Here is a 26,197-nt window from a genome sequence, read left to right on the forward strand (position 1 = left end):
CAATCTGAAGAAGCGAAGCGCTCGCCTTTATCACCGGATTTCCAACAATTATAAAGTGAAATAAAAGAAATCCGGGGATAACAGCGATCGAAAGATGGTACTGCACTCGGAGTGACCAGGCGTAACATGCAAGGTTTATCTTTTATCTAATCCAGAGGAGATGAAACAGGATGAGCGAAACCAAAGAAACCGTACTGGAGCAGGAAGAGCAGATTATCGAAGCCGGGGTGCACAACTTTAGCAAAGAGGAAGAGTGGATCAAGCCGGAGGACCCGCTGCTGAATGAGCGGCTGGAGTGGTTCAAGGACCAGAAGCTGGGGCTGATGATGCACTGGGGGCCGTATTCTCAGCTTGGCCTCGTGGAATCTTGGGCACTGAGCGATGAGGACGGCGATTGGTCGCGTGATGACATCGACTGGACGGATGACATGGAAGACTTCAAGCGGGAATATTTCGATCTGAACAAAACTTTCAATCCGATTCGTTTCCAGCCTGAGGAATGGGCACAGATGGCGGCAGATAATGGGTTCAAATATTTCCTGTTCACCACCAAGCACCATGACGGTTTCTGCATGTGGGATACCAAGACGACGGATTACCGGATTACGGGTAAGGACACGCCTTTCCATACCCATAAGTATGCGGACATTTGTCGATCGCTATTTGACGCTTTTCGGGCCAAAGGACTCGGCATCTCAGCGTATTTCTCCAAAGCGGACTGGCATACCCCGTATTACTGGGCACCGGGCATGGAGCGTGGACGTCATATGTGGCGCGGCCCTTCGTATGATCCCCATAAGTATCCGTGGCTGTGGGAGAAATTCGTAGAGTTCACACATGAGCAGATCATGGAGCTGCTGACAAATTACGGACGGATCGAATGTCTGTGGCTGGATGCCGGCTGGGTGCGTGAAGGCCGCCATGGTCAGGATATCAGGCTCGGAGAAGTCGTGGAACGGGCGCGTCAGACCACACAACCTTGGCTCCTGTCCGCAGATCGCACCGTGGGTGGGCCGTATGAGAATATCGTTACCCCCGAGCAGACCATACCGGAACATCCGATGAACATTCCATGGGAGAGCTGTATTACCGTGGGCAACTCTTTTGCCTTCGGATTCGATGATCAGTATAAAACAGGAAGACAGCTGGCACATATCCTGCTCGAAGTCGTGTCCAAGGGTGGTAACCTGGCGCTGAATGTGGGACCACAACCCGATGGGCGTCTGCCAAAAGGGGCAATTCGAGGCATCAAGGGCCTCGGTGAATGGCTGGGTACTCACGGAGAAGGTGTCTATGGAACCCGGATCTGCGGGCCATATTTTACGAAAGATTGGGCTTTCACACAGAAAGAAGAGATCAACACCGTATATGCCTTCCGTTTATACCGAAACGAGAATGAGACCGTACAACCACAGTTGGTCATTCCTTATCTGGAAAAGGTAGAGCGGATCGAACTCATCGGTAGCGATGACGTACTTTCGTATCAGCAGACGGAAGACGGACTTCTCGTGGAACTGCCACATTCCGCTACAACCAATGAAGTGCCGATTACACATACGTTCAGATTGATCACAAGTGCATAGAACGTCATGTCAATTCCGGGGGAGATATCACAGCCTCCGGGATTTTTTTAATCATACATAAGGAACATAATTTTCACCAGAAACAGCCTGAAATCGCTTGTCAGACAAGGGTTTATGGAATAAAGAGAAGTCGGAGAAAATTGCAAATTGATAAAAGTTTACCGTGCGATGTACTATCAAATCAAGAAAGCGCTACCTGATATGAATGTTTACATCATATTTGTTGAACAAGGAACTAGGAACAGAAAAAAGGATGTTTAAGGGATGTAAATGTAATGTATTATTACACTTGAGGTGTAGAAGGAGTGACGCAAATGAGTCGAGCTACGGAAAGCATACCCGCCAAGATGGAACTCCAACAGAGGAAGCATGTGGAGCCCAAGCGGCAGCATCCATTCATCAAAAGCCTCAAGAAACACTGGGAGCTCTACCTGCTCGTGCTGCCCCCGGTGTTGTATCTGTTGATCTTCAAGTACATCCCTATGGTGGGTGTCCAGATCGCCTTCAAGGACTTCAGTGTGGTCAAAGGAATCTGGGGAAGCCCTTGGGTGGGTTTCAAACACTTTGAAGCCTTCTTCCAATCTCCGAACTTCTGGCTGTTAATCAAAAACACGATAGGCATCAGTTTTTATTCCTTAATTGCGGGTTTCCCGATTCCGATCTTGCTGGCCCTGGCGCTGAATGAGATTCGAACGGGTTACTTCAAAAAGACCGTGCAGATGGTCACTTACGCTCCGCATTTTATCTCCACCGTTGTCATGGTATCCATTATCATTCTAATGCTCTCCCCGCATGTGGGCGTGGTAGATAAGCTGTTCACACTGCTCGGCTTCCCGATGACCAACTTCATGGGCATTCCGCAATACTTCAAATCGATCTATGTCTGGTCAGGTGTGTGGCAGGGCATGGGATATTCATCAATCATATATATCGCAGCGCTTGCTGGTGTTGACCCATCCCTGTATGAAGCAGCGAAGATGGACGGCGCATCAAGGCTTCGGAAAATATGGCACATCGACCTCCCATCACTTGTTCCAGTCACCGTTATCATGCTGATTCTGAGTCTGGGCAGCATTATGGGCGTGGGCTTCGAGAAAATATACCTGATGCAGAATCCACTCAACACAAGCGCTTCGGAGGTCATCTCCACGTATGTGTACAAGGTGGGTCTGATCGGAGCGAATTTCAGCTTCTCCTCGGCAGTAGGGTTCTTCAACTCCATTATCAACCTGATCCTGCTGGTTATCGTCAACGGCATATCTCGCAAAGTATCCCAGAACAGCTTGTGGTAAAGGAGGAGCTTATCCATGTTCAACCTGATTAATCGTAACCGGATCAAGGACCCGCTCGGTGACCGCATTTTCATGACACTTAACTACATCTTTCTGTTTGCCATACTGCTAACGGTGTTTTACCCGCTCTTGTATATCATCAGTTCTTCGTTCAGCTCTTCACGAGCCGTGACATCCGGCCAGGTGTGGCTGTTCCCGGTAGACTTTAACATTAAGGCGTACATCTCCATTTTCAAAAGCCAACAGCTTATGCTCGGTTTTTATAACACGATCATCTACACCGTGGTGGGTACGTTCATTAACGTGGTGCTGACCGTCATGCTGGCGTATCCTTTGTCACGAAAATCGTTTTATGGACGAGGGGCCATCATTATTTTCATGATGATCACGATGTTCTTTGATGGTGGTCTGATTCCCACCTACCTCCTGATGAAGGACTTACACCTGCTGGATACACGTTGGGCAATGTGGTTGCCCGGGGCGCTCGCGGTGTTCCAGGTCATCGTGGCAAGGACGTTCTTCCAATCTTCCATCCCGGAAGAGCTTGGAGAGGCCGCAGAAATGGATGGTTGCCGGGATATCCGGTATCTGATCAGCGTGGTTCTTCCCTTATCAAAGCCCATTCTGGCAGTCATGACACTCATGTATGCCGTAGGTCACTGGAATGCGTACTTTGATGCATTGATCTACCTGCGTTCCGAGAAATTGTTCCCTCTACAATACGTGCTTCGCAATCTGCTTATCCTGAACGCGGCTGATCCGGCGATGCTCGCCAATACCAGCCAACAGATGCGGGACCAAGGGTTTGAGCAGGTGTTGAAATATGCACTGATCGTTGTGGCGAGTATTCCAATTCTGATCATGTATCCATTTGTACAGAAGCATTTTGTTAAAGGGGTCATGGTGGGTTCCCTCAAAGGTTAATCCTTGTGAATTAAGCCCGGTTGCCTCTTGAAAGGAGGTGGAAGGAACACGCCGGCTTCCGGGGTCGATTTTATACACGTGCAGTACAAGTCAATAATTTGCCGTTATAAACAAAAAGGAGGAGTCAGATTGAGAAAATCTTGGATTTCGATGTTGTTTCTGGTCTTTGCTTCGATGGCTTTGTTGTCCGCATGCAGTTCATCCGAGGAATCGGGTGGAAGTAGCGACGGTAGCGGGGAGAGCGGCGGTCCTGTAACCATGACCCTCTTTGCTCCGCAAGGCAAAGCGTCCATGGAAGAGAATGAATTTACCCAATTTATCGAAGACAAGTTCGACGTTACCCTAAAATGGGATCTGGCCCCAACGGACGCTTTGCAGGATCGCAGACAATTGCTGCTAGCCAGTGGTGATTATCCGGAAGTGTTTCTTCACGGCAAGTTCACCACCTCAGATCTTCAAACCTATGGAAAACAGGGCGTGTTCCTTCCGCTACAGGATCTGATTAAGGAGTATGGTCCGAACCTGACCAAGATTATGGAAGAGAAGCCATACTTCAAAGAAGCCATCACGGCACCGGATGGCAATATCTATGCTTTGCCAATCTTCAATGAATGTTACCACTGCACGTATGCACAGAAATACTGGATCAACACGGAGTGGCTCGATATTCTGGGTCTGAAAATGCCAACCACAACTGATGAACTGTATACCGTTCTAAAGGCGTTTAAGACACAAGATCCGAATGGTAACGGGAAAGCGGACGAGATTCCACTCACGGGCGCACCGAACAAGTATGTATGGAATGGCAACATTGATGCCTACCTGATGAATAGCTTTATATACAATGATAACGACAAATACCTGATCGTGAACGATGGCAAGGTGAGTTTTGCCGCCAATCAGGAAGGCTGGAAGAAAGGGCTGGAGTACATGAACAAGCTGTATGCAGATGGCCTGATTGATCCGGCTTCCTTCACGCAAAACGATCAGGCGATTGGACAGCTGGGGAACAAGGAAGGCGATGAAGTGGTCGGTTCCATTACAACGGCGCTGGTCAGTTATCTCGTGAATACCTATGACAAAGACATCACCCGTCACCAGCACTGGGAGATCGTTCCTCCATTGAAAGGACCCGATGGAGTGCAGACGACAGGCGCCACGCAGAGCGTAGGTGAGTTTGAGTTTGCCATCACCAACAAAGCGACAGAAGCACAGCAGATTGCCGCCATCAAAATTGTAGACTACATGTTCAGTGAAGAAGGTGCGCTGTACGCGGAGTATGGTCCAACTGAAGGCAAAGGCTGGAAGAAGGCAGATGCCGATGAGAAAAACATCAATGGCGAGCCGGCCAAATACAGCTACTACAACCTGCCTGAGCGTGATCCGAACGTTGTTGTGAACGAGAGCTGGTCACAGATCGGAGCGCATGACTTATCCAACACGTTCCGTAATCTGTTTGCGGAAGGACAGAATCCTCTAGAAGCAGAGGGTTATGGTACACGTCTGGCTCAAGCTACCAATGTGTATGAACCTTATGCCCCCAAAGAAGTATACCCTGCGAACGTATTTATTCGTCCAGAGGATACGGAATCAGCTGCACAACTGACTACGGCCATCAAGGATTATGTGCAGACAAATATGGCACAGTTCATTATTGGCAGCAAGAGCATTGATAAGGAATGGGATTCGTATGTCAAAGGCTTCGATGGTCTCGGACTGAGTAATTACCTTGAGATCTACCAGCGTGCCATTGAGAAGAATCAATAATTGAAGGATTCAATATAGAGGCTGTCCCGTCTGTCACCCGTGACCGGGACGGTCTTCTCCTATGACAACCCCACGTCATCCGATATAATGTACTGAATATTTATGGGAAATTAGCGATCAGCACAGATAATTGTCGTCATTCAGCATGAACAGTAATGGTGGGGGGATCTCGGAGATGAACAACAATTGGTTTAGACGTTTGCTGTTATCGTATCTGCCTGTTTTCTTTATTGTGACGACCATTCTATTCTTTATTTTCTTCCAGGTCTTCAATGAACAGAACCGTAGAGAAGCGCTCAAGGCCAATGAATTCCTGGCCTCACAGGTCACGCAATATCTGGACAACTCCTTGCGCTCCATTGACTTCAAGGTACTGCGTGAGATTTTGACCAACCCTAACTTGAAGAATTATTTCTCGGTATCTGGCAGCGATGATGTGTATGCCGGCATTCAGGCGGTCCAGGTGGTTGATGAATTGAAAATAGAGTATCCGCTGATTGATTCAATTTATCTCGTTCGATACGGGGATGGCACGGTCTTCAGTAACGGGAAGGGTGTTCCGATTGAAGAGTTCCCGGATGCAAACTTTATTGCAGATAGCCGGTCAAGGGATGAACAGAAGTGGGCAGGGGCACGAGCGTTCCGAGCTTTTCCTTCACAAGCGACGGAGCAGGTGATTACGATTGTGCGAAGTGTAGGAAACGGCAAAGGACTTGTGGTGACAAATGTGGACCTGAGTACCCTGAGGAAATCCATTATGCAGATGTATGATCCGGAATTTACGTTTGTGAACATCTTCAACCGTTCGGGCGGCAATCTGTGGGATAGCAGCATGCCAGGAGGGGTTGCAGCTTCTACTAAAACCACGTCGGGAGAAGTCTTCTCCGAATTTACGTCGAGTTATAGCGGTTGGAAGGTGCAGACAGGTCTCAACAATGGAAAAATCGTCAAGTGGACTCTGCAATTTTATAATATCTGGTTTGCCTTTGCGGTAGTGGTTGTGTTGATCGGGGTGGTGTGGGTGATCTACGTGACCCGTAGGAATTACAAGCCGATTCAGCAGATTGTCACGTTAATTCAGACCGTCTCTTCGCAGAAGCAATCGGGGCTGGGCTATGGCAAAGAGAATGAGTTTCGATTCATCCATACAACGCTGGAACGCATGATTGATCAGACGAGGCAATATCAGGAGGAGCACGAAGAGAATCTGATTTTGCAGAAAAAAATGTTCTTTCAGGAGTTGCTGGAGGGCACACGAGACTTTACGAGCACGGAGCTGACAGCGGAGATGGAGAAGTTCAAACTGCCTGAGCTGGAGCATCATTGGGCCGTCATGGTAGTTGAAATGGATCGGTATGATGCATTTGTGACGGAGTATCATGATCAGGACCAATCCCTCTTGAAATTTGTGTTATCCAGTATCCTGCAGGAGAGTGCGCGTCATGAAGGAACGGAAGTATGGGTTGAATGGATCTCTGATCAGCGTCTGTACGCTATCCTCTGGATTCCGGCAATGGAACAGGCCGAGGAGACCGAGCATCGATTGCTCGCTGGTTATCTGGACAGAATCGATCAGTATCTGAACTTCACCGTGACCATTGGTGTTGGTCGGGTCGCTGTTGATATTCGGGGGCTGAGAGCTTCATTGAAAGAAGCTGTGCACGCGCTGGACTATAAGGCTGTACTGGGCATGAATCGCATCATTCCCTGTAGCGATGTACCGAATTCGACCAATGATGTGTATGAGTTTCTGAAGACCATCTCACTGCTCGTGCAGGCAATGCGCTTGTCGGACGATATCTGGGAAAAACATTTTGAAAGACTGTTTGAACAGATTAGTGAGTCCGTTCTGTCCCGTCAGGAGATTATGAATACGATCCAATTGTTATTTCAACATTACAATCGGGAATTCGCCGAACTTCCACGGGAGTACCAGGAGTCATGGGCTGCTATATTCACTCCACTGCTTCCGAGGCTTGAGGGCTGGGAGACGTTAGACGATCTGCGTGAGCTGTGCTGGGAAGGGTTCAGAGAACTGGCGCTGCAGATGCAGACGCTGCATTGTTCCCGAAAACACAGATCACATATTCTGGAGATTCGCAAATACATCGAAGAGCATTACAACAATCCTGATCTGTCACTGAACTACCTTAGTGATCTATTCGATATTAATCCGAAGTATCTGAGCAAGCTTTTCAAGGATGAGATTGGGGAGAAGTTTGTAGATCTGCTCATTAGTCATCGCATCGAAAAAGCCAAGCTGCTCATGCAGGAGACCGATAAGGCCATTCAGGAGATCAGTGAGGAAGTGGGATACACGAACTATAATTCCTTCAACCGGGCTTTCAAGAACGTGGTGGGTGTGGCACCAAGTGACTATCGCAAAGCCATGTGAGTGCACGCGCCTAACTAATTCCGAACGCATAAGGAGAATGTGCATATGGACTATAAAGATGCTTCACTTCCCATTCAGGAGCGGGTTCAGGATCTGATCGGACGGATGACAACGGCAGAGAAGATTGGACAACTCATTCAGCCGATGGGATGGAAGACGTATGATAAAGCAGCTGATGGTACAGTACAGGTGACGGAAGAGTTCAAAGCGTACATGGAACAGGGGGGTGTCGGTTCTCTGTACGGTGTGCTTCGGGCCGATCCATGGACCGAAGTGACGCTGGAAACGGGGCTTACCCCACGGCAGGGAGCCGTTGCCACAAATGTCATTCAGCAGTATGCCATGGAGCATTCCCGGCTGGGTATACCCATTTTGTTTGGGGAAGAGTGTTCCCACGGGCATATGGCGATCGGGGCAACAGTTTTTCCGGTACCGTTAATGGTGGGAAGTACGTGGAATATGGAGCTGTACCGCAAGATGTGTGAAGCCATCGCTGTGGAGACCCGGAGCCAGGGGGGAGCGGCAACGTATTCCCCGGTGCTTGATGTCGTACGTGACCCGAGATGGGGACGGACGGAGGAATGTTTTGCCGAAGATCCATACCTAATCGGTGAATTTGCAGTAGAAGCCATGAAGGGACTACAGGGTGAGCGTCTCGATTCCAACCGGACGATTGTGGCGACACTTAAGCATTTTGCGGCTTATGGCAGTTCCGAGGGGGGGCGCAATGCAGCACCTGTGCATATGGGCTTACGTGAATTGCATGAAGTAGATCTGTTGCCGTTCAAAAAAGCAGTAGAAGCCGGGGCATGTTCCGTGATGACCGCTTATAACGAGATTGATGGCGTACCGTGCACGTCCAGTACGTATCTGCTGAATGACCTTCTGCGCGAGCAGTGGGGTTTTGATGGGTTTGTGATTACTGATTTTGGTGCCATTCAGATGCTGGTCCATGGACATAACACCGCTGAGAACGGGGAGCAGGCCGTAGCGCAGTCCCTTCAGGCAGGGGTAGACATGGAAATGTCCGGGTACATGTACCGCAAACATCTTGGTCAGGCGTTGGAGCAGGGATTGATCGAAGAGAGGGATCTGGACTTGGCTGTGTGGCGGGTGCTGGAGATGAAATTCAGACTTGGGTTATTTGAACAGCCTTTCGTAGATCCAGAGTTTGCAGAGCGGATTATCGGATGTGACGACCATATCCAACTGGCGAGGGAAGTCGCACAAGAGGGGATTATTTTACTGAAAAATGAGGGAAATACTCTTCCGCTTGCCAAAATAGGTACAAAGCTAGCTGTTATTGGTCCGAACGCAAATCATATCTATAACCAGCTTGGGGACTATACCTCGCCACAGCCGAGAGAGCAGATCGTCACCGTACTGGATGGCATTACGCGCAAGCTTGGCGCGGATTCGGGTCAGGTGTTGTACGCACCGGGTTGTCGGATTAAAGGCGATTCCAAAGAGGGCTTTGCACAAGCGCTCGCCTGTGCCGAACAGGCCGATGTCATCGTGATGGTGATGGGTGGTTCCAGCGCCCGCGATTTTGGTGAAGGTACCATAGACTTGCGGACAGGAGCGTCTGTGGTAACGGATAATCCATGGAACGACATGGAGTGTGGCGAGGGCATTGACCGGGCTTCCCTGAATCTCATGGGTGTTCAATTGGAGATGGTGCAGGAGGTACATAAGCTGGGAAAACCCGTTATCGTGGTCTATATCAACGGCCGTCCCATTGCTGAACCTTGGATTGATGAGCATGTCCATGCGATTGTGGAAGCGTGGTACCCCGGGCAGGAAGGTGGTAACGCGATTGCGGATATTCTGTTCGGTGATGTGAATCCATCTGGCCGTCTTACCGTCTCCATTCCCAAGCATGTTGGGCAACTTCCGGTCTATTATCATGCCAAACGCACTCGTGGCAAGCGGTATCTGGAGATGGATCTTGCGCCGCAGTATCCGTTCGGATTTGGACTGAGTTACACCGAATTCAAATACGAGAATGTAAGGGTTATACCGGATGTGATCGGCCCGGACGATGAAGCACAGGTGATGGTTGAAGTCACAAATACCGGAGCGGTTGCGGGAAGTGAGGTTGTGCAGTTGTATATCACGGATGTATCAGCTTCGGTTACGCGGGCTGAAATGTCACTTAAGGGTTTTCGTAAAATCCATCTGGAGCCAGGACAGACTCAGACCGTTACATTCCCTGTGCAAAAAGAACATCTCGCACTGATCGACTCCCGTCTCCAATCTGTCGTAGAACCGGGTGAATTCAGGCTCATGGTAGGCCGTAGTTCCACAGAATGGACTGCTTGCAGTCTGCATATCCAGAAGGTGGGGGTGGAGGTATGATTCGAATTCAGCGATTCATCGAGGATCTGAAACAGCGGCAATGGCTGGATACGATCGAGCTTCCGGCGTGGGAGATGCAGAAGGCCAGATACATTCGGCCAGGGGAATACGAGTACGAACAGGCAGAAGTAAATAAAGATGAGCCGGCAGACAAGGCTATGCAAAGCTTGAATCCGCTGAACAGCGTACATGGAACGACGTATTTTCTGCGAAAACGTGTGGAGATTCCGGAGGAATGGCAAGATCAGGCTATTGGGCTGATCTTTGAGACTGGAGGAGAAGGGCTGCTGAAGGTGAATGGCATGCCTTATCACGGACTGGACCGGAATCATGGGTTCGTACCCCTTCCTCGAAGTCGGGTAGGAAAGACGCCGCAGTTGGAGATTGAACTATACGATCCAATTCCAGAGCCGCATGATCCACTCAACCGACAAGCTGTTATTCAGCCGCCTATTCAGGGTATCCGGGCAGCATTGGTTCATATCAATCAGCCGTTACAGAGCCTGATGTACAGCGTGACGGTACTCGCCGAGTCGCTCCGGGCATATAACGAGAAGGAGCCCAAGCGGATGGCACTTGTTCAAGCCATTCATCAGGTGATGGATGACATGTACAACGACCCGGACCGCTGGAGTGATGCAGCCTGGATACAGAACTTTGAACATGGATTAGTACAGTCGGTACAGCAGGAAGACCCGGAGGAATATCGAAGTGGCTTCATGCATCTGGTTGGACAATCCCACATTGATATAGCCTGGCTGTGGCCTGTACGTGAGACGGTTCGCAAGTCCAGTCGCACATTTTCGACCATGTGCACTTTGATGGACACGTACCCGGATTTTGTGTATTCCCAGAGCCAGCCGCAGTTGTATGCCTTTGTGAAGGATCATTACCCGGAGCTGTACGAGCGAGTTAAAGCGCGCATTGCCGAAGGACGCTGGGAATTGGTTGGAGGCATGTGGGTGGAGCCGGATCTGAATATTCCGAGTGGCGAGTCGTTGGTTCGGCAGATCCTGTATGGACAGAACTTCTACCAGGCGGAGTTTGGCAAACGCTCCAACATCGAGTGGCTACCCGATACGTTTGGTTACTGTGCTTCTTTGCCGCAGATGCTGAAGCTTGCGGATATTCCTTATTTTATGACCACCAAGCTGAATTGGAATGATACTAATGCGTTCCCTTATGACCTCTTCGACTGGGTAGGCATTGATGGTACTTCGGTGCTCGCTTATCTGAACCATGGCGTGAATGAGCATACGCGTCCCAAAGATGTGGATGAACATTGGCAATCGTACAAACAAAAGGATGTGCATCCCGAGCAGATGTTGCTTTATGGACATGGCGATGGTGGTGGCGGTGTGACGAATGAAATGGTGGAGTTTGCGGAGCGATCCCATTTGATGGTTGGACAGCCGATCAGCAAATTCAGCACGGCAGGTGCTTTTTTTGAAGACATATCGTTGAATAACCCGACGTTGCCAAAGTGGCACGGAGACTTGTACCTGGAACTGCATCGCGGAACCTATACGACCCATGCGAGGAACAAACGTAGCAACCGAAAGGCAGAGGTATTGTATCGGGAAGCGGAGATCTGGGGGCAATTTGCCGGAGCTTGCGCTGCACACACGAAGAATGATCTGGATGAAGGCTGGAAGCTGATTATGCTCAACCAATTCCATGACATTATTCCGGGAACGTCGATTCCTGAAGTTTATGTAACGTCCACTGAGGAGTACACGAAGGTATTTGCATTAGGTACATCCGCACTGCGGGAAACGCTGGATACCCTTGCGGAGAATATCGCAACAGATGAAGTTGATGGTCTCCCCTACATTATATTCAACAGTCTTGGCTGGGAACGTGGAGAGAATATCACCATTACAGGGGATGCCCACCTCGCCGGGGTGGCTGCATTTGATCGTCAAGGTAACCGTTTGACCTGTGATCTGGAACAAAAGGAAGACAAGTATATGCTACTCGTGCATGTTCCATCGATTCCTGCTTTTGGGTATACAACCATATGGCTGCGCGAGGCATCGGATGTTATCCTTCCAGTAAGGGAAGAAGCATCTTTCCCTTCCAAATGGGAAACCGATTTTTATACTCTTGAGTTCAATGACTTGGGAGAGATCACGAGGTGGTATGACAAAACGGTAGGGCGCGACTGGCTGAAGCCCGGTGATCGGGCGAATGAGTGGCAGTTTTTCCATGACAAACCGACGTACTGGGATGCCTGGGATATCGATCCACGGTTTGAATCCCAGCGAGCAGGTGCGGTGCAGTTGATCTCCAGAGAGATTGTACAGCACGGGGCTACGCGAGATGTACTGCGTTTGGTCTGGAAGCTGAATCAATCCGAGATCAGCCAGGATATCATTTTGCATCGTTACCAGCGGCGTGTTGATTTCCATACGAAAGTGAACTGGAATGAGAGTCATAGGCTGCTCAAGGTGGCATTTCCGGTGGATCTGGTGGCAGCCAAAGCAGCCTATGAAATCCCGTTTGGAGCGTTGGAGCGTCCAACCCATAACAACACCAGTTGGGAGCAGGCGCAGTTCGAGGTCTGTGGACATCGCTGGGCGGATATCTCGGAGGGCAATAGCGGTGTGAGTTTGCTGAATGATTGCAAGTACGGATACGACATCAAGGATCGGACGATCCGCTTGTCCCTGCTTCGTGCCCCAAAATGGCCGGATGAACATGCCGATCAAGGCAATCATGAATTCACGTATTCGATCCTGCCCCACCAGGGCGATTGGCGACAAGCCGCTGTCGTTCGCCGAGCGATGGAGCTGAATCATCCGGTGGAGGTTGTTGCAGCGAGTCAGTCTTCGGGTCACTTGCCAGCTGAACACGTTTGGGTTCAGTTCAACAGTGAGCATGTCATTCTGGATGCAATCAAGCCCGCGGAAGACGGCTCGGGAACGGTGCTGCGTTTCTACGAATCATCAGGAGGTCGGGAAACGGTGCAAGTTCAGTGGGCTGAAAAGGAAATTAATGCGTCCATCATTAATCTGCTGGAGGATGAGATCCAACCGTTGGTTTGTCCAAACGGCACATTCGAACTGACCTTCAAACCGTATGAGATTAAGTCGGTGAAACTTGTTCCAATGAATCCAAATACGTAATCTTCAGGAGGTATGACATGAAATTAACGAATAAGATTGGTGTCATCGTGGATAGTTTTGGCGTAGGTGTACGGGATGGGTTGAACAAAGCCAAAGACGTAGGTGCAGAAGGTGTGCAGATCTATGCCGTCAAGGGAGAGATGGACCCCGAAAATTTGTCGCCTGCGGCGCGCAAAGAGCTGAAGAGTTACATCGATTCTCTGGGTCTTGAAATTTCAGCATTGGTTGGCGATCTGGGTGGACACGGGTTTCAGGTCAAGGAAGATAATCCGTGGAAAGTGGAGAAGTCCAAGCGGATCGTGGATCTGGCCCTCGATCTGGGCACCAACATTGTCACCACACATATCGGTATTGTTCCACATGATCCTTCATCGGAAGTTTATGCTACGCTGCATGCTGCTTGTGAGGAACTGGGCCAATACGCCAAGAGTGTTGGTGCGTACTTTGCCATTGAGACAGGACCGGAAACGGCTGCTGACTTGAAAGGATTCCTGGATACGTTGTCGACCAACGGAGTATCGGTGAATTTTGACCCGGCGAATATGGTGATGGTGACGGGAGATGATCCGGCACGGGGCGTTCATTTGCTCAAGGATTACATCGTACATACTCATGTGAAGGATGGTGTGCGGCTGAAGGAAGTCGACCCACGAGACGTATATGGAGCGGTCGGTTATGCCCCTATGGATCACGAAAAGATTGCCGAGATGGTCTCTTCAGGAACATTTTTCCGTGAGGTGCCACTGGGCGAAGGTGGCGTTGATTTTGACGGATACTTTGCAGCGCTTCAGGAGATTGGTTACACCGGTTATCTGACGATTGAACGTGAGGTTGGCCATCAGCCGGAGCAGGACATACGCAAGGCGGTTCAATTTATCCAACAATATCGATAGGGAGCTGAGCAGATGAAAGTGGGCCTGAGCACGTATAGTTTGTTGAACGATCTGAATTCGGGTGAGATGACGGTGCTGGATGTGATCGACTGGATTGCGGCGAACGGCGGCGAGCATATGGAGATGGTTCCTTACGGTTATACCGTGGAGGATAATTACGATCTGGCGGATGCAATTCGGGAACGGGCAGCGTCTGTGGGTATTGAACTGTCCAACTACTCGATGCCAGCGAATTTTGTGCAGGAGACGGAAGAAGCGTTTGCAGAAGAGATGGCTCGGGTCAAAAGACATGTGGATGTCGTACACCGGATGGGTGTAAAACATCTGCGTCATGACGTCACGGCGTTTACCCTGCCGAAGGAGAAGATGACCATTGCCTGGTTCGAGGAGCATCTGCCTCTGATGGTGCGGGGAAGCCAGATCATTGCGGACTATGCTGCGCAGTTTGGAATAACCACAACCATTGAGAATCACGGCTTCAGCGTGCAGGCGAGTGATCGGGTGCAGCGTGTACTGCATGCTGTGGATCGTCCGAACTTCAGAACAACACTCGATATTGGCAACTTCATGTGCGTGGATGAGAACCCGATCATCGGTGTCATGAAAAACCTGCCTTACGCTTCTCTGGTCCACTTCAAAGACTTCTACTTCCGTCCTTATGATGAGCATCCGGGTGAGGGTGAATGGTTCACAACAGCCAACGGCAACTTCCTGCGAGGTGCCATCGTTGGGCAAGGGGATATTCCGATCCGCAAAATTGTAAAGTTGATCAAAAACTCTGGCTATGATGGTAACATTACAGTGGAGTTCGAAGGCATGGAGGAATGCAAATCCGCATCCAAAATCGCCATGGACAACCTGCGCCGCTTCTGGGAAGAGGCGTGACAAATATCATAGAGAGATCATCAAGGGCCACGTTCAGACGTGGCTCTTTTTCTCATGTTACAGCAACTGAAAAAGTCTATCAGAATATGGTTCTGCGCAAGGATTAAGTTACGAGCAGCACAAGTGTGGTATACTGGATATATTCAGCCTGATAATAACTGGCTATGGATAGGAGATGTCACTGATCTATGCAGGTATTCGAGGACTGGAATCAGAAAGTAAAGAGGACGTTTAATGCTACGAACCCAGAGGTAGTATTGACGGTATCGGAAGCTGGAAGTTTGCTTGGTTTGACCAAAGACCAGATGAAACTGTACGTGGACAAGAACAAACTAACGAAGGTCCCGATCATGAGAAGTGTTCACCGATACCTCTTATTGAAAAGTGAAATAGATAACATCGTTCAAGCTCGATAACTTCATAGGATTGAACACAACCATTTTACCGACAGGATTCGGGAGAGTGGTCTTTTTTTTATCTGAAAGGGGACAGAACGTGCTGAAAAAAGTGTCCAATTGGTTCTATCAGCGGGTGAATTGGAAATGGGTTGCAGCTGCGGTTATTGTATTTGCTTGTTTTATTGCATTCATTCTGCCCTGGCAGGCGGCAAAGTCGGAGGAGGCCACAGGTGGTGGGCAGTCCCCGGACTCCTCTTTTCTGTACACTGCAAATGATCTTTATCAGATGGCTGAGCAGTATGGAGAAGCAGGGCGAAGCGCCTATATTCAGGCACGGTTCACATTTGATCTCATATGGCCGTTGGCCTATTTGTTCCTCTTAGTTGTTCTGTTATCGATACTCTATCGTGCGCTTCCGGTAAAGAGTCGCTGGCGTTGGGTGAATCTGATTCCGGTCTTAGGTTGGGTTATGGACATGCTTGAAAACATAGGTGCGTCCCTGATCATGTATCGTTATCCTGAACGTACGCCTGTGCATGCTGAACTCACTCCGATATGTACCCTGTTGAAATGGTGTCTGATCTATGCCAGTTTTGCAGCATTGGTTCCTGGTGTTCTCTACTATATACGCAGGCGCAAGAAGTAATGGAGAGACGGATGGATTAAACATATGTTGGTAACCCTAATCGTGTGAAGGTCCGCAGAGATGAGTGCAGAAATATACGCTTGTCAAAGGACAACCTGTTCATATATACTCATGTCGCAAGTGGCGTGAATCGTATAATTACAAGAGCCCAAGGAGATGAAGAACGCATGTCGATCAGCTTGAATGTGTATCTGGTTACAGACGGTAATGGACGTGAAGCGGTAGATTTTTATCAAAAGGCATTTGGAGCCGAAGTTCTCGCGCTTCAAACATTTGGCGACGGTCCATCTGACCCGAATCACCCCATCCCGCCAGAAGCAAAAGACCGTATTATGCATGCTTCTTTGCAGATTGGTAGCTCGGTATTAATGTTGTCCGACACGTTTCCAGGTATGCCGTACACTGTAGGTAATCATGTTACGGTTACGGTGAACACGGATACGGCGGATGAAGCCAAAGCGATTTTCAACCAGTTGCAAGACGGTGGCGAAGTGAAAATGCCGATACAAGAAACGTTCTGGAGTCCAGCCTACGGCTCGGTTGTCGACAAGTTTGGCGTACAGTTTCAGATCAGTGCCACGCCGGGACAAGCTTAAGAGTGTACTCTTCACTAATATAAACTCCAAATGGCAAAAACCTCCGCAATCTGCTTTGAGCAGTTGTGGAGGTTTTTTTGCTTTTTTTGTAATGACTCGTGATTAATCTTCCTTGATTAGCCTTCCTTTTGAATCTTGGAAGGGTTGTTGATTTTATAAGGAACCGGGTTACGTGTCAGCTTCTTCTTGATAATTTTTGCTTCAAACGTAATGACATCTCCCACTTCCAGCTCCTGTTTCTTAACGGTAGCACTGTGGCTCGACCAGGCTTCCCCAACATCGATGACGTCTGGCTCTGTAATGGTAACTGCTTCATAGATGATGACTTCATCGTCATTGTCCGAGAAGTGATTCGGTACGGTGGTGAATTCTTTGACAACGGCACTCATCTTCACTTTACCTTCGGGCAGATCAATCTTAACGGTCTTGGCTTTGCTCGCTGTTTTGGCTTTGGGCTTGGCTTCACTGGCTGCCCCAGACTGAGGTCCAACATACTCTTCTACTAACCCATCCGGATCACCCTTCAGCCCCGAGGAGAATTCATCTGTGTCCGTCTCGTCCGAATCATCCAAATTCACCGGCATTTCATACGGGTTAACCAGGGCATCTGGAGTTTGCGTAAGTTCAGCAGGGGTAACTGGTACGACTGTATCCGAAGTTGTCGATTCTGTGCTTCGATGTGACCCGGCATTACTTATGCTTCTTGCGCTGTAACTGGACGCTTGCATTTCCTTCAGATACGACGGGTGAATGCAATGTTTTTGTCCATTATCCAGTTGAATAACGGCTGCCATGTGATCCACATATCCAATGATGGTGCAAGGCATGTTTAATCCGTTTCCTTTATAATAGAACGTTTTGAGTTTGGTTGCTTTACCCGAAAGCAGGCCCCACTCCTGACATTTCTCAATCAACTCATCTTCGTTATCCAGCGCAATAAAATCCTGCGGTTCAATCATAAATGCGTATGTCATATGGAATTTCCGCCCTTCCAATCCATTCTTCATGTTCATCGTTTCCAAATTACAACCAGTGTATCACAAATGAGCATTTTGCATAAATCGAAACGCTGAAATCTGTACTCGGAGATGAAGAATATCAAAGCCTGCTCACAGCGGCCTGTGCTATAATTTGATCAGAATATATGGTGGGAAGTTGTTAATATATATATTGAACTAAAGATTATTTACACAGACACTACGATGACAGAACAACCTTCCAACCGCTGTGATCCCCAGATTTTTTCGATTCCCTTTTACTAAGGGAAAATCCGGTGATAGCGTATGCTTCCGATGTAGCTTTCTTTCAGAAAGCTTTTAGGCGAACCCTTCGCTTTTTCAGGTTTTTTCTGTCCTCTCCGTTATTGTGTAAATGATTAGTTGAACTTATATAACCTTGATATACATATATCAGGAAGGGAAGATTCGTATGGATAAAAAAGTAAATCATCAAGCCGTATGGCTGGCTATAGGTGTTGCCATGGGAGTTAGTATTGGTACAGCTACACAGCAGCTTGGGCTCGGGATTGCTTTTGGCTTGGCGCTTGGCATTGTGATTGGTTCGGTGGTTAGCAAACGTGCGGGGGCAGACTCGGAACATATGCTCAGCGAACATGTCCGTGAATTGCACAAACTTGGTGACTGGGAAGACGCGCTTCATCGCTCGCAGGATCATCCGGTGCTTATTCTGAAACACAGCACGACGTGTCCAATCAGTGCAAGAGCGTACAGAGAGTTTATAGCTTTTGTGGGCACCAATGCATCAGATCCCAAACAACCCATGGATTACCGCATCGTCAAAGTGATTGAAAATCGCTCGTTATCCCGTCACATTGCGGAGGAGACAGAGGTTCACCATGAGTCACCGCAGGTACTTCTGCTCGATCAGGGACAAGTTGTCAAACATACCTCCCATGGCAAAATCACGAAGAAAAGATTATTGCAGTGGGCACAGAATCCATTTGGATAAATAGTAAACCTTATATACCCGTTCTTTTCAGCCCAGTGCTGAGGAGAGCGGGTCTTTTTTTACGTTTTTTTTACACCTGTGGAGGTATTTCTTTACCCCTTTTTTACAGCGTTTCGTATTACGATTTTACATGTAGCAGGTGCGGAGAACGGTAGAGAGAGGGAGGAAGGGCGCATGGTGAATGATGCCACGATGATTGGATTGGTTGTACTGTTGTTTGCGGTGTTTTGGGGATTTGTGAAATTTTGCGAAAAGGCTTGAGGGTAGAGAGGGGGAGGAGCGAAATGATTGTCATCGGCATGATTGTACTCGCACTGGTGATTTATCTCGGTTATGTGCTGGTGAAACCAGAGAAATTCTGATGCTGACGATGTACGTAATGCGGAACAAGGGAACGTCGAATAGGGAGGAAATGCGGATATGGGTATCGGTGTAGTGCAAGTAGCGGTAACGCTACTGATCATCCTGCTACTGGTGAAACCGGTGGGGAAATATGTAGTGAACGTGTTTGATGGACAGCGAACGGGGCTGGATCGGGTTTTTGGCGGGCCGGAGCGACTGCTCTATCGAGTGATGGGGGTACGTGCGAACGAATCCATGGGGTGGAAAAAGTACCTCACGGCCGTTCTCCTCTCCAACTTTGTAATGTTGGTATTGATGTTTCTGGTGCTGCGACTGCAAAAATATTTACCGCTCAATCCGGATGGAATTGGCAATATGCCAGCGGCGCAGGCATTTAATACGGCGGTTTCGTTCATGACCAACACGAACTGGCAGTCGTATACGGGCGAGAACGCCCTGTCGTACCTGTCACAGATGCTGGCAGTGACGTTCCCGATGTTTACGTCGGCAGCGACGGGATTTGCAGTGGCTATTGCGTTTATTCGCGGGCTGGTAGGCCGCCGGGATGAACTGGGGAACTTTTACGTCGACCTTGTACGGTCGATTACGAGAATTTTTTTACCGCTGAGTTTCATCGTGGCCCTGTTCCTCGTGTTCCAGGGTGTGCCCCAGACGCTCGCGGGAGCGGTGAACGCAACCACGCTGGAAGGTGCGCAGCAGACCATCTCACGTGGACTGGTCGCCTCACTGGAATCGATCAAACACATTGGCACCAACGGTGGTGGCTGGTTTGGAACCAATGCTGCACATCCATTCGAGAATCCGACGGCCCTGAGCAATCTGGTGCATATCGTCTGTATGATGCTGTTACCGACTGCACTGGTATACGCCTTCGGCTTGATGGTCAATAACCGGAAGCAGGGTTGGGCATTGTTCGCAGCGATGAGTTTTCTTTTCCTTGTGATGTTGACCACCGTATTTGTCTCCGAATATCGCGGTGTACCCGCGTTGGATGCAGCAGGTCTGCAGGGCAATATGGAGGGGAAAGAGGTCAGGTTTGGCATACCCGAATCGGCTTTATTCACGGCAGTCACGACAGCGGCTACTACAGGTTCGGTCAACAATATGCATGAATCGCTCACTCCACTTGGAGGCATGGTATCACTGGCTCAGATGATGCTTAATAACGTGTTTGGTGGCAAAGGGGTAGGGCTGATCAACGGACTGTTGTATGTTATTCTGGCTGTGTTTATCTGTGGCTTGATGGTGGGCCGAACACCTGAGTTCCTGGGCAAAAAAATCGAGGGCAAAGAGGTGAAGCTCGCATCCATTGCCTTGCTCATTCATCCTTTGATTATTCTGGCGCCAACGGCACTCGCACTTATGCGGCCCGAAGCCATTGCGTCCATCTCGAACGGGGGCATGCATGGACTGACCGAAGTTCTCTATGCTTTTGCCTCGGGTGCAGCCAATAATGGATCGGCCTTTGCCGGACTGAATGCCAATACAGACTTTTACAACATTGCGATTGGTATCGTTATGCTGCTGGGAAGGTACGTTTCGATGATCGCCATGCTGGCTATTGCAGGTTCACTCGCTACGAAACGGGTTGTACCGGTAACCACGGGCACGTTGCGGACACACACACCTCTCTTTGCAGGCATTCTGGTCATGATGATCGTTGTTGTCGGCGCACTCACATTCTTCCCGTCGCTTGCTCTTGGACCGATCGCAGAACACTTGGCCATGATTCAATGAGGGAAATGACAGGGGTACTTCAGAGGAATTGGTGTAAGGACGTAACGTATGGAGGTGGCAGTGCACGATGAATGCAGTCGAACGAAAGAAGGAGCAGACGATGCAACACATGGATACAGAAATGTTTAGAACGAAAGGCAATGAGCCGAATAACAACCGCGGTAATATTCAACGTGATCCCGGATCAAAACGGTCTTTAAGCAAGGATATGATACTTCAGGCTTCGCTGGATGCGTTCAAGAAGCTAAATCCGGTGGTCATGATCAAAAATCCGGTTATGTTTATTGTTGAGATTGGCACATTCATTACGCTCTTATTATGCATTAATCCCGATCTCTTCACCGCATCCGAGGCTGGACGCGGGTACAACATTGCCGTATTTTTCATTTTGCTGTTCACGCTGCTGTTCGCTAACTTCGCGGAGGCACTTGCAGAAGGGAGAGGCAAGGCACAGGCGGATACGTTACGCAAGACGAAGTCGGACACCATGGCCAATCTGGTACAGAAGGATGGAACGGTTAGGCAAGTGTCTTCGACCCAGTTGAAAAAAGGCGATATGGTCCGTGTGGAAGTTGGTGAACTGATCCCGACGGACGGTGAGATTGTGGAAGGCCTGGCCTCCATTGATGAATCGGCCATTACGGGAGAATCCGCCCCAGTCATCAAGGAAGCAGGAGGTGATTTCTCTTCCGTTACCGGGGGGACACGTGTCGTGTCCGATTACATCGTCATGCGTGTTCAGACGGATCCGGGTGAGTCATTCCTTGACCGGATGATCTCTCTCGTTGAGGGTGCACAGCGCCAGAAAACGCCTAATGAAATCGCGCTGACCACCCTGCTCGCCGTATTAACCCTGATCTTTCTGATCGTCATTCTGACGATGGTTCCGATGGCAAATTACCTGGGTATTCGACTGGATCTGGCGACATTGATTGCACTGCTCGTCTGCTTGATCCCAACCACAATTGGTGGATTGTTATCCGCCATTGGTATTGCTGGGATGGACCGTGTTACACAGTTCAATGTGCTCGCCATGTCAGGTAAAGCGGTGGAAGCGGCCGGGGATATTGACACGTTGATTCTGGACAAAACAGGAACGATCACATACGGAAACCGCATGGCATCTGAGTTTATTCCCGTTCAGGGCATTACTTTGTCAGAGATGACGCAAGCTGCTTTACAGGCTTCTGTGCGAGATGAGACCCCGGAAGGACGTTCTGTTGTGGAACTGGCAGGCAAACAAGGACAGAGCTGGGCCGAGACGGAGTATGCAAATGCGGAAAATGTGGAGTTCACGGCAGAGACCCGGATGTCCGGTCTGAATCTGAGTAGCGGAATGAAGATTCGTAAAGGTGCGGTGGATGCGATCAAAAGATATATTGCTTCCGAAGGAGGCCGTATACCTGGTGATCTGGATGAGATTGCAAATCGAATTGCAAAGGCTGGGGGTACGCCGCTTGCTGTAGCTATTGATGAACGAATCTACGGTGTAATCTATCTGAAAGACACTGTGAAGCCAGGGCTGAAAGAGAAGTTTGCCGAGATGCGCGCCATGGGCATCAAGACCATTATGTGTACAGGCGACAATCCGCTGACCGCAGCGACCATAGCGCTGGAAGCGGGCGTGGATGATTTTATTGCTGAAGCAAAGCCCGAGGACAAGATTGCTGCAATCAAAAAAGAGCAGCAGGAGGGCAAACTCGTCGCCATGACAGGCGACGGTACCAACGATGCTCCTGCTCTGGCACAGGCCGATGTGGGCCTGGCGATGAATTCGGGCACCATGGCAGCCAAGGAAGCGGCCAACATGATTGATTTGGACTCTGACCCGACCAAGTTATTGTCGGTGATCTCCATTGGCAAGCAGCTGCTGATTACTCGCGGCGCACTCACAACCTTTTCGATATCCAATGATATTGCGAAATATTTTGCCATCATTCCAGCGATGTTTATTTTCGCCATGCCGCAGCTTCAGGCGCTGAATATTATGAATCTGGCTTCACCACAGTCCGCGATCCTGTCGGCGCTGATCTTCAACGCCATTATTATTCCGTTGCTTATTCCCATCGCGATGAAAGGGGTTAAGTATCGGGCGATGTCAGCGGAACGGTTACTTGGTCGCAATGTGTTCATCTATGGCGTGGGTGGTGTGATTGTACCTTTTATCGGAATTAAGCTGATTGACATGGTTCTGTCGGGAATCCTTTAACGAGATAACAACTTTATCAAAATTGTCCTTTTATCCTAATGAATTCAGGAAGTGATCTGTATGAACATGTTCTTGCCCGCCGTACGGTTAACCGTTGTGCTTATGTTGATATGCGGCCTTATCTACCCGCTTGTAACGACTGGTGTAGCCCAACTTCTCTTTCCTGCGCAGGCGAATGGCAGTCTGATTACGAAAGATGAGAAAATCATCGGATCGTCCCTGCTGGCGCAGGAAATCCAATCGCCGGGGCTGTTCCAGCCCCGGGCATCGAGTGCCGGTTATGACCCAACGGCTTCAGCCGGTTCAAATCGCGCCGTAGCTTCGGAGGAATATATCGGCGAGATGAAGGAAAAGATGGCTCAGCTCCAGCAGGAAAATCCGGGATTAAAGCAGATCCCTGCTGATCTCGTGACGGGTTCAGGCTCTGGACTTGATCCGGATCTCTCTCCCGAAGCCGCTGAGGCACAGATCCCACGCATTAGCAAAGCTACGGGGCTTAGTGAACAGCAGCTTGTGCAACTTGTAAATGAGCATACGGAAGGTCGTCAGATGGGTATATTTGGGGAACCGCGTGTGAATGTAACGGCTCTGAATCTGGCGCTGACAGGAGAAATGAACTAACGAACATATTAGCCTGCTCACGATATATCGGGAGGGGCTTTCTCCATTTTTTTCTTCATATTTTACTAAGAAAGGCGGAGAGGACGGATGGAAGACAGCTTCAAGCGCAAGTCACCGGAAGAGATGTTGAAGATGATTACGAAGCTGCAGCAGGGTACGCTCAAAATCTACATCGGCCCAGTCAGCGGATCGGGTAAAACGTATCACATGTTACGAGAAGGGAATACGTTGCGTGAGCAGGGCATTGATGTGGTCATCTGCGCCGTCTCCACAATGCGCAGACCGGAAACGGTGGAACAGCTTGGTGCACTCGAACGGATTCCAAGTATTCACTGGTCACGCCAGAGTGATGATGTAGAGATGAAGGATCTGAACCTGGATGCACTGATGGTGCGTAATCCGGAGGTTGTGCTGGTGGATGGTTTGGCACATCGCAACAGAGAAGGCGCCCGGTATGCTACCCGGCTGGAAGACATTCAGTTTTTGCTCCGAAACAACATTAGTGTCATGACAACGGTGAATGTGTATGAACTGGAAGGGTATACCGAGCTGGCGCGGCAACTTACGGGTATCACAGTAGAACATACGGTACCTGCGGATACACTGGAACTTGCGGATGAAGTCAAGCTGATTGACGTCACGCCGGAAACCATACTGAGCCGTCTGGCAGAAGGTCACCTGAAGGGGCATGAGGGAGAAGCTGTATTTCGTCAAGGCAATCTGGGTATTCTGCGCGAACTGGCCCTGAGATTGGTTGCAGAAGGGGTGAATGAATCCCTGCGTGAGCATCGGGAGGAGATGGGAATTACCGTCACAACAGGCATCATGGAACGAATTCTGGTGTCCACGCAATATCATTGGAACGGCTCGATCTATATCCGGCGTGGACAACAGATTGCCAAAAGGTTGAATGGTGATTTGTGTGCCGTGGTTTTTCGGAATATGAAGCAGCCATTAACCAAGGAGGCAACCGTATTTCGGCGCAATATGATCAAGCTGGTGGAGAAGTTTGACGGCCATATGGAGGAGTTGTCTATATTACACCGTCGTAACATCCCGTCTACGCTGGCGCGTTACGCCATGGAGCACCAGATTACCCGGATTGTGATGGGGCATTCCCGGCGTACGCGCTGGCAGGAACTGTGGCAAGGGTCCGTTGTTAACTCGCTGTTACGCAGATTACGTGGTGTGGACCTGTTTCTGGTTGCTGATCGAGCGGCTCGGGAGGGTGAACGTGTGGTTCCGGCTAAGGTTAACGATGTGGAGTCGCTGACATACCGCAGACTAAGCGAGCAGGAAATGAAGGAACAGATTGGCCAGATTCAGCGCGGCACATTCAAAATATATATCGGAGCCGCACCCGGTGTAGGCAAAACCTACATGATGCTGCGGGAAGGCAATGATTTGCTCCGTAAGGGCATCGATGTGCAAATCGGCTTGCTGGAGACACATGGGCGGGTGGAAACCGTGGAACAAATGGGTCACTTATCTGTGATCCCTCGCGTGCAGCGAGTGTATCAGGAGGCTCGTCTGGAAGAGATGGACACCGAGGGTATTCTGCGTCTTTGTCCGGAAGTGGTGCTTGTGGATGAACTGGCGCATACGAATGTACCTGGAAGTGTCCGGCAAAAGCGTTATGAAGATGTCCTGCTCCTGCTGAATGCAGGCATCTCGGTGATTACCACAATGAATGTACAGCATCTCGAAAGTCTGAATGATGCCGTTGAACATATTACCGGTGTTCGTGTCCGCGAGACCGTACCTGATCGGATCATTCAGATGGCGGATGAGGTGCAGCTGATTGATGTGGCGCCCCAGGCCTTGCGGCAGCGCATGAGGGAGGGTAAAATCTATGCAACTGCCAAGGTCGAGCAAGCCCTTGCGAATTTCTTCAAAATCGGTAATCTGATTGCCCTGCGAGAACTTGCTCTGCGCGAGCTGGCGGACGATGTCGATGAACGTCTTGAAGCACAGCAGGCCAAAATTGCACTTCGGGGACCTTGGCGCAGACAGGAAGCCGTCTTTGTATGTGTAAGCAGTGATCGTCATGCCGAGCGGCTGATCCGGCGCGGATTCCGCATGGCTTATCGTCTAAAAGCCATCTGGCATGTACACCATATCCACATCGGTGAGTCCATGAGTGACGAAGTGAAGTGCCATCTGGAAGCGTTGGAGCAGCTGACGATTCGGCTTGGTGGTCAATTTCACATTCATCACAGTCCAAGGCTGAGCGATGTACCTGAGATTTTGGCAAGAAAGGCATCGGAGGCGCGAGCAACCCAGTTGGTAGTCGGGCAGGCAAGACGGGTGTGGTGGCTGAATGGCTACCGCGGCTCAGGTTCGGTGGTCAACCGACTTGTACGCTTGTCGCGGCATCTGGATGTATTGATCGTTGCAGATTACGATTATGAACTGAGCGGGATGTGAATGGATA

General features: G+C 49.6%; 19 protein-coding genes. 18 read left to right on the forward strand and 1 reads right to left on the reverse strand.

The features are described from left to right. Positions 1-170 precede the first annotated feature (170 nt). The 12 genes from V6669_RS01165 to V6669_RS01220 all read left to right on the forward strand — a co-directional run bounded on the left by V6669_RS01165 (position 171) and on the right by V6669_RS01220 (position 16,865). Positions 171-1,583, forward strand: coding sequence for an alpha-L-fucosidase (locus V6669_RS01165; RefSeq protein WP_338589995.1), 1,413 nt, complete (start codon positions 171-173; stop codon positions 1,581-1,583). 347 nt (positions 1,584-1,930) lie between these two features. Further along, positions 1,931-2,875 carry an ABC transporter permease subunit gene (locus V6669_RS01170; protein WP_338594801.1) on the forward strand — a complete coding sequence of 315 codons (945 nt, stop codon included), beginning with the start codon at positions 1,931-1,933 and terminating at the stop codon, positions 2,873-2,875. Positions 2,876-2,890: 15 nt separating this feature from the next. Beyond that, entirely contained in the window at positions 2,891-3,799 is a 909-nt protein-coding gene (locus V6669_RS01175; RefSeq protein ID WP_082763028.1) for a carbohydrate ABC transporter permease, read from the forward strand. A gap of 129 nt (positions 3,800-3,928) precedes the next feature. After that, positions 3,929-5,566 carry an ABC transporter substrate-binding protein gene (locus V6669_RS01180; RefSeq protein ID WP_338590000.1) on the forward strand — a complete coding sequence of 546 codons (1,638 nt, stop codon included), beginning with the start codon at positions 3,929-3,931 and terminating at the stop codon, positions 5,564-5,566. Between the two features lie 175 nt (positions 5,567-5,741). After that, complete coding sequence (locus V6669_RS01185) at positions 5,742-7,961, forward strand: helix-turn-helix domain-containing protein (protein ID WP_338590002.1); 2,220 nt, start codon at positions 5,742-5,744, stop codon at positions 7,959-7,961. A gap of 45 nt (positions 7,962-8,006) precedes the next feature. Next, the gene (locus tag V6669_RS01190) at positions 8,007-10,319 is read left to right on the forward strand and encodes a glycoside hydrolase family 3 N-terminal domain-containing protein (RefSeq protein ID WP_338590004.1); all 2,313 of its coding nucleotides are present in this window, start codon (positions 8,007-8,009) and stop codon (positions 10,317-10,319) included. Beyond that, positions 10,316-13,447 (forward strand): alpha-mannosidase, encoded by a 3,132-nt coding sequence (locus V6669_RS01195; RefSeq protein WP_338590006.1) that lies wholly within the window; start codon positions 10,316-10,318, stop codon positions 13,445-13,447. Before V6669_RS01190 ends, V6669_RS01195 begins: the two co-directional genes overlap by 4 nt. Before the next feature lie 17 nt (positions 13,448-13,464). After that, a complete protein-coding gene (locus tag V6669_RS01200; protein WP_338590008.1) occupies positions 13,465-14,340 on the forward strand; it encodes a sugar phosphate isomerase/epimerase family protein in 876 nt (291 codons plus the stop codon). A 12-nt stretch (positions 14,341-14,352) separates the two neighbouring features. Next, positions 14,353-15,225 carry a sugar phosphate isomerase/epimerase gene (locus tag V6669_RS01205; RefSeq protein WP_338590010.1) on the forward strand — a complete coding sequence of 291 codons (873 nt, stop codon included), beginning with the start codon at positions 14,353-14,355 and terminating at the stop codon, positions 15,223-15,225. Positions 15,226-15,413: 188 nt separating this feature from the next. Further along, positions 15,414-15,641 (forward strand): hypothetical protein, encoded by a 228-nt coding sequence (locus V6669_RS01210; protein ID WP_017691180.1) that lies wholly within the window; start codon positions 15,414-15,416, stop codon positions 15,639-15,641. Between the two features lie 79 nt (positions 15,642-15,720). Beyond that, positions 15,721-16,269 (forward strand): hypothetical protein, encoded by a 549-nt coding sequence (locus V6669_RS01215; protein WP_338590013.1) that lies wholly within the window; start codon positions 15,721-15,723, stop codon positions 16,267-16,269. A gap of 167 nt (positions 16,270-16,436) precedes the next feature. Next, positions 16,437-16,865 carry a VOC family protein gene (locus V6669_RS01220; RefSeq protein WP_047841503.1) on the forward strand — a complete coding sequence of 143 codons (429 nt, stop codon included), beginning with the start codon at positions 16,437-16,439 and terminating at the stop codon, positions 16,863-16,865. 116 nt (positions 16,866-16,981) lie between these two features. Here V6669_RS01220 and V6669_RS01225 read toward each other — a convergent pair whose 3' ends face one another. Further along, positions 16,982-17,839: a hypothetical protein gene (locus tag V6669_RS01225; RefSeq protein ID WP_338590015.1), complete on the reverse strand. Its 858-nt coding sequence runs from the start codon at positions 17,837-17,839 to the stop codon at positions 16,982-16,984. Between the two features lie 454 nt (positions 17,840-18,293). On the opposite strand from V6669_RS01225, the gene ytxJ reads away from it, so the two are divergent. The 6 genes from ytxJ (at position 18,294) to V6669_RS01255 (ending at position 26,190) form a co-directional block, all read left to right on the forward strand. After that, positions 18,294-18,833 carry a bacillithiol system redox-active protein YtxJ gene (ytxJ, locus tag V6669_RS01230; RefSeq protein ID WP_338590018.1) on the forward strand — a complete coding sequence of 180 codons (540 nt, stop codon included), beginning with the start codon at positions 18,294-18,296 and terminating at the stop codon, positions 18,831-18,833. 245 nt (positions 18,834-19,078) lie between these two features. Next, positions 19,079-19,195: a potassium-transporting ATPase subunit F gene (locus tag V6669_RS01235; protein WP_084174397.1), complete on the forward strand. Its 117-nt coding sequence runs from the start codon at positions 19,079-19,081 to the stop codon at positions 19,193-19,195. 64 nt (positions 19,196-19,259) lie between these two features. Then, positions 19,260-20,933: a potassium-transporting ATPase subunit KdpA gene (kdpA, locus tag V6669_RS01240; protein ID WP_338594803.1), complete on the forward strand. Its 1,674-nt coding sequence runs from the start codon at positions 19,260-19,262 to the stop codon at positions 20,931-20,933. A gap of 208 nt (positions 20,934-21,141) precedes the next feature. Continuing rightward, complete coding sequence (gene kdpB, locus V6669_RS01245; RefSeq protein ID WP_338594805.1) at positions 21,142-23,142, forward strand: potassium-transporting ATPase subunit KdpB; 2,001 nt, start codon at positions 21,142-21,144, stop codon at positions 23,140-23,142. A 60-nt stretch (positions 23,143-23,202) separates the two neighbouring features. Further along, entirely contained in the window at positions 23,203-23,763 is a 561-nt protein-coding gene (gene kdpC, locus V6669_RS01250; protein ID WP_338590022.1) for a potassium-transporting ATPase subunit KdpC, read from the forward strand. Positions 23,764-23,850: 87 nt separating this feature from the next. Beyond that, positions 23,851-26,190 carry a histidine kinase gene (locus V6669_RS01255; RefSeq protein ID WP_338590024.1) on the forward strand — a complete coding sequence of 780 codons (2,340 nt, stop codon included), beginning with the start codon at positions 23,851-23,853 and terminating at the stop codon, positions 26,188-26,190. The last annotated feature ends 7 nt before the right edge of the window (positions 26,191-26,197 follow it).

It is taken from the genome of Paenibacillus sp. Y5S-9, assembly GCF_036894235.1.
Classification (GTDB): Bacteria; Bacillota; Bacilli; order Paenibacillales; family Paenibacillaceae; genus Paenibacillus.